1 pseudogene is annotated in these 530 nt (G+C 61.1%); it reads right to left on the bottom strand.

Annotated elements, in window-relative coordinates:
* A pseudogene (locus tag ACR0E6_RS23045) lies at positions 1-530 on the bottom strand (hypothetical protein); the annotation flags it as partial.

Genomic DNA, 530 nt, shown 5'->3' with positions numbered 1-530 from the left:
CCCTCTTGCCTGAGCAGCGTCAGAACATCCTGCGAGGCCTGCACCAGTTTGGATGCTTTTCGATCCTTCAACGCCATCCGAAGCGCGGTGAAGCCCTCGGTGTCTTTCTCGGTTTCGGGGAAGTTCAGCGCGCGGATGAAGGTATCGGTGGTCAGAGGCGGCGTGATCTCTTCAGCGGTGGTGCCCAGTGCCAGCGAGGTTTGCCCGCCCGGCGCAGGTGGGTCGACCTGCAAGGGTTCACGCCGCTTACTGGAAAAGGTGGCCAACGCGTCCTCGGCCTTTTTCGTCACAGCGGCGATTTCGTCCAGCTTCTTGGACACCGTCGGCTCATACGAGCTGGCGGCGCGCTGTTGCTGAACGACATAGGCTTGACGGATTGCATCAATCGCGGTTTGCAACCGTGCGCTTTCCTCGCGCATGACGCGACTGGCACGCATCGCCGTTGCGGCAACCCAGATCATCGCTACCGGCAAGAAAACCGCCAATAGGGTCACAATGAACCCGCCACCCTGTGTCTGGTCGGGCAGCAC

This window comes from Ruegeria sp. AP12 (genome assembly GCF_056540025.1).
Note: the sequence above shows the minus strand (reverse complement) of the source record. Positions and strands in the feature narration are given on the sequence as shown.